Consider the following 9111-nt stretch of genomic DNA (forward strand, 5'->3'; position numbering starts at 1 on the left):
ATATGATGAGCCCAACGAGGATGCTGGCATTGCCGATGGTTATGCCTATCATGTTGGAAATCCCCTGGTGGAAAACATCCCATGGGGCGTAGCCCAGGTTGGCCTTCATCGTTATGGCTATCCCGAGGGCATAGAGAAACAATCCGAAGATGAGATTGGCAAAACGCTTGTAAAAACCCTTCATATAGATACCCCTGTCCTTCGGCAGATTGTGAGCCCTGGAGATCTCGGCCGCTATAAAAGTAGGATAACATGGAAGGCGAGGTGGCGTAAATCAAAAAAATTCTCGCCGGGGCTGGCGGGAGAAAAGGTTCTCGTCTAATCTAAATGCGTAAAAACAAGAGAGTAGAAAATTTGGGTGAGCGAGGTGGGAGGGGGGGACGAAACCGGTGAAGCCAAGGAAGATTTTGTTGGAAAACCTATCGCCGGAGAAACAAAGAGCGATAGCTGAATCCCTCGAAGACATCCGTGGAAGCGCGAAAGTGCGGAGTATTGCCATACGGCCCTACAGGGCGGGGGAGTTGGGCCTGGTATCCTGGAGGCATTGCATTCTCTACAGGGAAGAATACGGTTTTGACGATACCTTCGAGTATTACCTCCTGGCGGGGATGGCCCAGTATCTCCATGAACTTGGAGGGAGGGGAGAAGTATGGGTCGCCGATTGCGGCGGCAACGTGGTTGGTTCGATCGCCATCGTCGAGACCTCGCCCAATCTGGGACAGTTGAGATGGTTCCTGCTGGAACCGGCTTTCAGGGGCCTGGGCCTGGGCAGGACGCTCATGGAAACGGCGCTGGAATATTCCCGTGGCCGGGGCCATGAAAGGGTCTTCCTTTGGACGGTCAGCGAGCTGCATGCCGCCAAGCATCTCTACGAGGCCTTCGGTTTCCACCTGACCGAGACGAAGGCCCATTTCATATGGGGAAGGGATATCACCGAGGAGCGTTGGGACCTCGCGCCTCCTTAGCCGATCAATCCTCCGTCCATGGCAGCAGGCGTTCCCTGGACCAAAGAATATAGTAAAGCAGAGTGATATTTGCCTCGCCCGGATCGAAATTGTCGGGGTCGAACTCCTCCCCGTACCACTCCAGGAAAAATTCATGCTGGGGATCTTTTTTGTCGGCCATGGACCGGCGGAACTCCAGGAAACCGGGCACACCGCCCGAGTCATCGGGTGGGCAAGCGCCCCCTCCATCGACGCAGAAGAGGTTCCCCCACTCGTCATCGTCTTCCATGCCCATCTTTTCCACCTTCACCAGGTGGGTCCAGTTGTCGCCCAGATCATAGGTGTAGGTGAAGGGTGAACCCTTCGAGGAAACCAGGGATCCCAATCGGAAGAGCCCTTCCTCGCGCGCCTCTGGGTTATCCTCCGGAAGGTCCATGTATTGCCTGCCTTTTATCGAAAATATGTGCATGTGCTCTCCCGACCAGCCCATGACAATCTGGATCACATCGCTCAGTCGGTCGAGGGTGATGAAGGAGGGGACGACGATTCTCCTCCAGATCTTCGGGATGATGCCTTCCAGTTCAATGTAAATCTGCGCATTGCCTTCCATCTCATTTCGCCCCCATCTTTGGGCCCTTGGCGGCGAGGGAGCGCCTGGGCCGCCGAGAGCCAAGATATCCCGGAAACGCGGGAAAGGCCTGGTCACATACCCATGTAAGCCTTGCGGACCTCGGGGGAGTCCAGGAGTTCCCTGGCTGTCCCCTGCTGGACGATCCTTCCGGTTTGAAGGACGTAGCCTCGGTCGGCGATCTCCAACGCCTCCTGGACCATCTGCTCCACCAGGAGGATGGTCACCCCAGACCGGTTGATGGAAACCACCGCCTCCATGACCTTTTCCACGAGGGAAGGCATGAGCCCCAGGGATAGTTCATCCAGGAGGAGCAGGCGGGGGTTTGACATGAGCCCCCTGGCGATGGCCACCATTTGCTGCTCGCCGCCGCTTAAGGTCTCGGCGATCTGGGTCCGCCGGTCAAAGAGTTTGGGGAAAAGGTCGAAGACCTGTTCAAGGCTTCGATCTATCTCCTTTCGGTCGGTCTTGGTGAAAGCGCCGAGTTCCAGGTTCTCCTCGATGGTTAGTTTGGGGAAGAGTCGCCTTCCTTCCGGGACGTAGCTTATACCCATGCGGTTCGTCTCGTGGGCTCTCTTCCTGGAGATATCCTCGCCCTCGAAGAGCACGCAACCTTTGTAGGGATGCATCAGTCCAGCAATGGTCCTCATGGTGGTCGTTTTGCCAGCGCCGTTGGCGCCGACGATGGCCACCAGTTCGCCCCTGGCTACCTCGAGGTCTATCCCGTGTATGACGGGAACACCGTCGTACCCGGAATGAAAACCCTGGACTCTCAGTATTAGATCAGCCATTCCTCGTCACCCCTCCCGCCTGTTTCATCCTTTCGGCGAACTTGGCCCCGAGATAGGCCGTTATGACTTTTTCGTCCTCCACTATCTGTTGGGGGGTGCCCTCGGCGATCTTTATCCCGCTGTCAAGCACGACCACCTTGTCAGCGATGGACATGACGGCTTCCATGATGTGCTCGACCACGAGAAGGGTTATGCCCCCTTTTTTCAGGCCTTTTATTATTTCGATAGATTCCCTTATCTCCGTCGTCGTCAGTCCTGCCATCGCTTCATCGAGCATAAGCAGGCTCGGCTTCGTGGCAAGGGCCCGGGCCATTTCAAGCCTTTTCTTGTACCCGGTGGGCAGGCCCCCGGCTAGGTGGTCGGCCATTCCCTCAAGGCGGCAAAGGCTGAGGCATTCCCTGGCTTCCTCGTGGGCCGTATCGGCATTGGCTCCCCGCAGGAAGGCTCCCACGAGGACGTTGTCCATGACGGTCATCTCCTTCAGGGGGCGTACCACCTGGAAGGTTCTTACAGCCCCGCGACGGGCCACTTCGTGGGCCGGAAGGTTAGTGACCTCCTCTCCATCGAAGTACATCCTGCCGGAAGTGGGCTTGTAAAAACCCGATACGCAGTTGAAGAGGGTCGTCTTGCCCGCCCCGTTGGGCCCTATCAGGCCGACGATCGATCCCTTCTCAACGTTGAAGGAAACATCGTCGCATGCGACCAAGGAGCCGAATTTCATTGTAAGGTTGCGCACTTCAAGAAGGGCCATGCTACTCCCTCCCTTCCCTGGACCGTTTTATCCTGGCGAAAGCCCGGTCAAGAATGCCCATGATGCCCTTGGGTTGGTAGACGACCACAATGATGATAAGGAGGCCGAAGATAATCAGGTCCACGCCTCCGCCAATCCCGCCAAGGTACGCGCGGGTGTATTCCTGCAGGGGGATGAGGAGGGCGGCCCCCAGGAGGGGTCCGTAGAATGTGCCCAGGCCGCCGAGGATCGTTATGAGAACAAACTTCATGGACATGTCAAGAGACATAACCATGGGAGGATCCACGCGATAGTTGTACTGGGCGAAGAAGGCTCCGCAGAGAGCGGCCAGGAAGGCCGAGAGCGCCATGGCCGATAACTTGACCCTGGTACTGTTGACCCCAAGCGATTCCGCCGTGTCCTGTCCTTCTCTGACGGCCCTCAGGTAGAAACCGAAGCGGTGCTTCTCAATCCACCGGACGATGCCGAAGACGAGGATGAAGAGGAGGAGGACACCGTAGAAGCAACAGTCCTTAGTCTGATACCAGACAAAATTCTTCCAACCCGGTTGGGTGAAACCATAATCGAGTCCCAAAGCCCCGCCAACCCAGTACCAGACCATGAACAGACGGTTGAATATTTCCACTATGGCGAAGGTAGCGATGGCGAAATAATGCCCTTTAAGTTTGAAGCAGGGATAGCTGATCGCCACGGCGACGACGGCAGCGATCAGCGCCCCCGCCAGGATGCCAGGCCATGGAATAAGACCGAATTTCACGACGGCCATGGCTGTTCCATAGGCGCCGATGCCGAAAAATACGGAGTGCCCGAAGGATACCTGCCCGCAGTAACCGCCCAGGATATTCCAGGCCTGGGCCATGCTCGCGTAAAGGAGCACCTGGATCATCACGTGTTGTGTGAAGGTGCTGCGGGTGAACCAGGGAGTCAGCGGTACCACGGCGAACAGGGCTAGCAGGCCAAGCCAGAATAGGTCTTTTTTCTTACTTTTTCCTGCGAGGATCATGGCCGTCACCATCCGAAGAGCCCCCGGGGCCTGACCATAACGACCACCAGGTAGAGACCGAACACGGCGACGTATTTGAAGACCGGGGCGATATAAAAACCCGCGAAGGCTTCAACGAGGCCAATCAGGAGCGAAGCCAGAAGGGCTCCCGGGATGCTGCCGAATCCCCCCATGGCGACGCAGACGAAGGCGATAAGGCTGAAAAGAGCCCCCACTTCTGGATGGACCGCGAGGTAGGAGGGCAAAAGGCCGCCAGCTATCCCCACGCAGGCTCCTCCAAGTCCGAAGACGAGCAGGTAGATCCATTCGGTGTTGATCCCCATTAATTCCGCGGCCTCCTTGTCCATTGCCGTCGCCTGGATGGCCCAACCCAGGCGGGTTTTCTTCACGAGCAGGTAGACGAGGAACAACAGCGCCACGGCGACAAGACTAATAACCAGTTGGGGCACCGGAATGATGATTCCCGCCAGGGCGAAAGTTTTCCCTCCCAACAGCGTATGCTGCAATATCCTGAAGTTGGGCGAGAAACGGTTGAGGCATACGTTCTTGAGCAGCATGGAAAGCCCGAAAGTTGCCAGGAGGGCGGACATGGCGGACTTGCCTATGGTCCTGCTGATGACGAGCTTGTAAGTAAGGGCCCCCAGGATGAAGACGAAGGCCCCTCCGGCTATGGAGGAGACCAGGGGATCGATCTTCCAGATAAAGCCGAGCCAGTAGCTGAGGTACATCGCAACCATGAGAAACTCGCCATGGGCGAAATTGATGACATCCATAACACCCCAGATGAGGCTCAGGCCTGCCGCCACGAGTGCATAAAGCAGCCCGTTTAGCAGCCCGTCAAAGGCGACTTGGAGAAACGTGGCCATAAAGGGTACACCCCCAGTTCATCAGTTGTTGCTTTTATTCCAAGGTTCGCGAACCGGCGAAACAAGAGAGGCAACAGAGAACCCCCTGCTGCCTCTCTGAAAGATCCGCTTCTGGTAATGACGTTGAAAATCGGTCCCTGGTTCAGGATCTATAAACCGGGCCCCGGGTGTTGGCTAGCGATCTTTCCAGGGGACCATGGGAATGACCGGTTCCGTGTCGGCGAGCTCAAGAGGATAGATCCTCTTGTACTCCCCGCCCTGGAGTTGGGTGAGCATGCTCATGGCCTTGACGTTCTGTCCGCCGGGCGAGAAGGCGACCTTGCCGCCCATGGACAGCGGGGACTCCCACTCGTTAGCGTAAAGGGTTTCTGCTACTACCGTCGGATCTAGACTGCCCGATTTTTCGATGGCCTGGGCCACGATGAAGAGAGCTACCGCCTCCTGGATCGAGTCGCTGTCAAAGGGGACGCTGGGATCGGTCTTGGCCTTGTAGATTTCCTCGACGGCCGCGACGGCGGGCATCAGTTCAGCAAACTCGGGCGCGTAGCCGGTGCCGCCCATGAAGTAGTTCGCGTCGTCACCAAGTTGGCCGGTGATGATGGGGTCCTGGTAGCCTGTGCAGTAGTTGAGGGCGACTTTCGGGATCCAGTCCATCTGCTTCATGGTGCGAACCCAGAGGGAGTAGTCTCCTCCGAGGCAAGCGCCGAAAACCGCGTCGGGATTAGCGGCCTTGAGGGTCTGAACCTCGCTGTTTAGGTTGGTGGCGCCAGGGTTGAAAGCGACGTCGGCGACGACCTTGAAACCGCCGGCCTCGGCGGCCATGCGGCCTTCTTCGGCGGCGTGTTTACCGAACTCAGTGTTCTCGTAAATCAACCCTACGGACTTAACGCCGGCGTTTTTATTTTCATTGATATATTCGATGAACTCGACGAATTCTAGAGACTCGGTCTTGTCCGTGGGAGCCATGCGGAAAAAGTATTTGAAGTCGCGCTCCGTCAGGGCGCCAGAGCTGGAACAGCCACACATGAAGATTTTCTGTTTTAGTTCGGCCACGAAACTGGCAGGTTTTGTGCAAGCGCTGTTGTAGCACCCGACGATGGTCCAAACCTTTTCCTGGTCGAAAAGACGTTCGGCTTCGGACTTGGCCACATCGGGTTTGCCCTGGTGGTCGGCATGAATAAGGACGATCTTATAGCCATCCAGGAGACCAGCTTTCGCTGCCAGGGGTACCTGCAGTTCGGGGTGAGCGTTGTTGATGACCTCCGCGGCGGTCTCTACGGCCGCGCGACACCGCTGGCCGGCAAGGGCCACCGATCCGGTGAGCGGAAAAAGGGTTCCGATCTTGATCACCTTCTCCTCGGCGACGGCAACGCCGGACAGGGCTCCGATGACAAGGATCGCCGCAAGGACAAGAAGCAGACACTTACCTAAAAAACTCTTCCCCATATCGACTCCTCCTTCTTGGAATTGTCCCCGTGACCGCAAGGACTTATTTGTTCAAAAAATCGCTAGTCCTTTGATTCTACGTGAAACGCTTCAAAAGCGTCAAGAGACGCCTCGTTAATTTCGAAATTGTTGATCGAAAAACCGGGCGATTCACGCCCTCCTAGTCAACGCAGGGAACGAAATACCAAGCTATCTGAGTTTCTCTTTACGAAAATTACGATCCTTCTCTTTGCTGCATTGCGCTCGGAATGACGGGGGATCCGTGTTCTGTATCCGAATTTCGATTTTTCCTTTTCGCCCTTGACCATTAACGCCTTTGAACTTGTTATTTACGCCTTGCAGATTACGACCCAGGCCCTTTATCTTACGCCCCATAATCCTTTATCGCCTTGTTGTATTCCTTCAGGATGCTCTGTAATATATCAGCGTGCCTGAAATCGCCGTGGTAAAGGATATTGATCTCCCGGGTCATGCTCAGATTTTCTATGGGCAATACGGAAAGGGTTCCTTTCTTGAGCTCATCAAGGCACACGCTGCGCGATAATATTGATACTCCGATCTCGCGCCTGATCAGGTTTTTGATAGTCCCGATATTGTCTATTTCTAGTATCACGTTGAAGTCATCGAGGGACATGTTGTGGCTTTCAAGGTGCGCCCTGAAGAGGTTCCTTGTATCCGATGACGGGCTTCGTAATATCAAAGGCTGTTCCTTCAATTCGCCGACAGTGATCATGTTTTTTTTCGCCAGGCGGTGATTGTTGGACAAAACCAGCACCAGGGAATCGGTATCCAGCAACAGGGAATTGATATTTTCATCCTGGACTTTCCCCTCCGAAACGACCAGGTCAACCTCAAAGTTTTTAAGCATATTATAAAGGTTGTTTATCGATCCAGTTACGATCGTTATTTTGGTGCCGAGGTTACTGGCGCTGTATTCCCCTAGAACCTCCGCAACGGCGTTGCTCTCAGCGGTGGGTGTGATTCCCACGGTAAGGTGGCGAAAATGTCTTTTTTCGTCCTCTATCTTCTGATTCATCGCCTGGTATAAAGCGATGCTTCGACGGGCGTAATCGATGAGGACCTGGCCTTCGTTCGTGGGCCTTATCCTGTTGCCTGTACGATTGAAAATCTTGATGTTCAGTTCTTTCTCAAGTTGCTTCATGTGGTGGGTCACAGCTGGTTGCGTAAGGGAAATCTGTTTTGCGGCCCGAGTGTAACTGCCGAACTCAACCACTGCCAACAGCGAATAAAGTTTCGGGTCGATCATCGAATCCATCTCCTAATTATTAGGAAAAATGATGGCATGCTCTGAAACGATAAAATTATTTTATTTGTTTTGCGATTAGAATGATAGCCTAACTGAAATAGTAAGGCAACGCCAAGGGTACACGGGACGAAATCCCTCTACGTCACGCCAAGAGTCGGCCTTTGATGCCATTAATTTATCCTGCTATTCTGCACGTTGCCTTAAATAATATTGTCCGCCCGGGCCAATTCATCGGGGTCAGCCGCTTTTCGGGGAGTAAATCGTTATGGTAGAACTATTGAGCAAACCCAACCATACGATGGTTATTCTTTTATCGTTATCGGTGGTCCTCCTTGCCGGTTTTCTGCTTACCCGTGTCACCAAATTGGCGAAATTGCCGGATGTCACCGGCTACATACTAGCGGGGATCCTCATCGGGCCCTATGTTTTGAAGCTTGTTCCCGCCGATTTAATCAATGACATGGGGTTTATCAGCGATATCGCCCTGGCGTTCATAGCCTTCGGGGTAGGACGCTTTTTCAGGAAAGAGACTTTTCAGGAGACCGGCTTCGGCGTTATAACGATCACCCTGATGGAATCACTGCTGGCCGGAGTTATCGTGACGCTGTCCATGCACTACCTTTTTCATATTGATTGGGATTTCAGCCTGCTCTTGGGAGCGATAGGGACCGCTACGGCACCCGCTAGCACGACGGTCACCATCCGGCAATATCATGCCCGCGGAAATTTCGTGAACATTTTACTACAGGTTGTGGCGCTCGATGACGGCGTATGCCTTATCGTGTACAGTATCGCCCTGGCCATCGTCAATGCCGGCGGTGGTGCGAATGTATGCTTCTCCGAGATCGCCCTCCCCGTAGTTTACAACATCATCGCCCTGGCGGTCGGCTTCGTCGGCGGGGTCATACTGAGCAAACTGAAGACCCCAAGGCGAAGCGATGATGACCGCGTGATTTTGACGATCGCCCTGCTCCTGGGCGTCGCCGGGCTGTGCGTTGCGATGGATATATCGCCCCTGCTCTCTTGCATGCTTTTTGGAACTATTTATGTCAACCTGGCGAAGGACAGGGAACTCTTCAAACACCTAGACAGGTTGAGCCCGCCGATCTTTTCGATGTTCTTCGTGGTGTCGGGGATGAGTCTTGACTTGAGCACCCTGGGCTCTATGGGGGTGATCGGCGCCTCCTACTTCGTTATCCGGATCCTGGGGAAATACATCGGCGCCTACCTGGGTTGCCTCATGGCGAAGACCCCCAGGAATGTGCGGAACTACCTTGGGTTAGCCTTGATCCCGCAAGCCGGAGTTGCGATCGGGCTGGCTTTTCTGAGCAAAAGGGTTTTGCCCGAAGCCACGGGTCACATGTTGCTCGCGATAATATTATCCTCGTCGTTCCTGTACGAGTTGATCGGGCCCG

General features: G+C 54.8%; 10 protein-coding genes. 2 read left to right on the forward strand and 8 right to left on the reverse strand.

The genetic code is table 11. The features are described 5' to 3' along the window. Positions 1-184 (reverse strand): hypothetical protein (locus GX108_02230; protein NLO55865.1); only part of this gene is annotated, 184 nt, incomplete at its 3' end. 205 nt (positions 185-389) lie between these two features. Between GX108_02230 and GX108_02235 the strand changes: the two genes are divergently transcribed. Next, positions 390-965 carry a GNAT family N-acetyltransferase gene (locus GX108_02235; protein ID NLO55866.1) on the forward strand — a complete coding sequence of 192 codons (576 nt, stop codon included), beginning with the start codon at positions 390-392 and terminating at the stop codon, positions 963-965. Between the two features lie 4 nt (positions 966-969). Here GX108_02235 and GX108_02240 read toward each other — a convergent pair whose 3' ends face one another. The 7 genes from GX108_02240 to GX108_02270 all read right to left on the reverse strand — a co-directional run bounded on the left by GX108_02240 (position 970) and on the right by GX108_02270 (position 7696). After that, complete coding sequence (locus tag GX108_02240; protein ID NLO55867.1) at positions 970-1554, reverse strand: plasmid pRiA4b ORF-3 family protein; 585 nt, start codon at positions 1552-1554, stop codon at positions 970-972. A gap of 92 nt (positions 1555-1646) precedes the next feature. Next, positions 1647-2363: an ABC transporter ATP-binding protein gene (locus tag GX108_02245; protein NLO55868.1), complete on the reverse strand. Its 717-nt coding sequence runs from the start codon at positions 2361-2363 to the stop codon at positions 1647-1649. Next, a complete protein-coding gene (locus tag GX108_02250; protein ID NLO55869.1) occupies positions 2356-3114 on the reverse strand; it encodes an ABC transporter ATP-binding protein in 759 nt (252 codons plus the stop codon). The genes GX108_02245 and GX108_02250 overlap by 8 nt, the downstream gene beginning before the upstream one ends. Before the next feature lies 1 nt (position 3115). Beyond that, positions 3116-4117 (reverse strand): branched-chain amino acid ABC transporter permease, encoded by a 1002-nt coding sequence (locus GX108_02255; protein NLO55870.1) that lies wholly within the window; start codon positions 4115-4117, stop codon positions 3116-3118. A gap of 5 nt (positions 4118-4122) precedes the next feature. Beyond that, a complete protein-coding gene (locus GX108_02260) occupies positions 4123-4983 on the reverse strand; it encodes a branched-chain amino acid ABC transporter permease (GenBank protein NLO55871.1) in 861 nt (286 codons plus the stop codon). Between the two features lie 174 nt (positions 4984-5157). Continuing rightward, entirely contained in the window at positions 5158-6429 is a 1272-nt protein-coding gene (locus GX108_02265) for an ABC transporter substrate-binding protein (GenBank protein ID NLO55872.1), read from the reverse strand. A gap of 364 nt (positions 6430-6793) precedes the next feature. Beyond that, complete coding sequence (locus GX108_02270; GenBank protein NLO55873.1) at positions 6794-7696, reverse strand: LysR family transcriptional regulator; 903 nt, start codon at positions 7694-7696, stop codon at positions 6794-6796. 265 nt (positions 7697-7961) lie between these two features. On the opposite strand from GX108_02270, the gene GX108_02275 reads away from it, so the two are divergent. After that, positions 7962-9111, forward strand: a 1150-nt coding sequence (locus GX108_02275) for a cation:proton antiporter (GenBank protein ID NLO55874.1), incomplete at its 3' end; no start/stop codon positions are given.

The organism is Thermovirga sp. (assembly GCA_012523215.1).
Classification (GTDB): domain Bacteria; phylum Synergistota; class Synergistia; order Synergistales; family Thermovirgaceae; genus 58-81.

Bases quoted from the DNA above. Each gene is read 5' to 3' on its own strand.
- GX108_02240 (NLO55867.1), bottom strand. From the start codon at position 1,554: ATGGAAGGCAATGCGCAGATTTACATTGAACTGGAAGGCATCATCCCG.
- GX108_02245 (NLO55868.1), bottom strand. From the start codon at position 2,363: ATGGCTGATCTAATACTGAGAGTCCAGGGTTTTCATTCCGGGTACGAC.
- GX108_02250 (NLO55869.1), bottom strand. From the start codon at position 3,114: ATGGCCCTTCTTGAAGTGCGCAACCTTACAATGAAATTCGGCTCCTTG.
- GX108_02255 (NLO55870.1), bottom strand. From the start codon at position 4,117: ATGATCCTCGCAGGAAAAAGTAAGAAAAAAGACCTATTCTGGCTTGGC.
- GX108_02260 (NLO55871.1), bottom strand. From the start codon at position 4,983: ATGGCCACGTTTCTCCAAGTCGCCTTTGACGGGCTGCTAAACGGGCTG.
- GX108_02265 (NLO55872.1), bottom strand. From the start codon at position 6,429: ATGGGGAAGAGTTTTTTAGGTAAGTGTCTGCTTCTTGTCCTTGCGGCG.
- GX108_02270 (NLO55873.1), bottom strand. From the start codon at position 7,696: ATGATCGACCCGAAACTTTATTCGCTGTTGGCAGTGGTTGAGTTCGGC.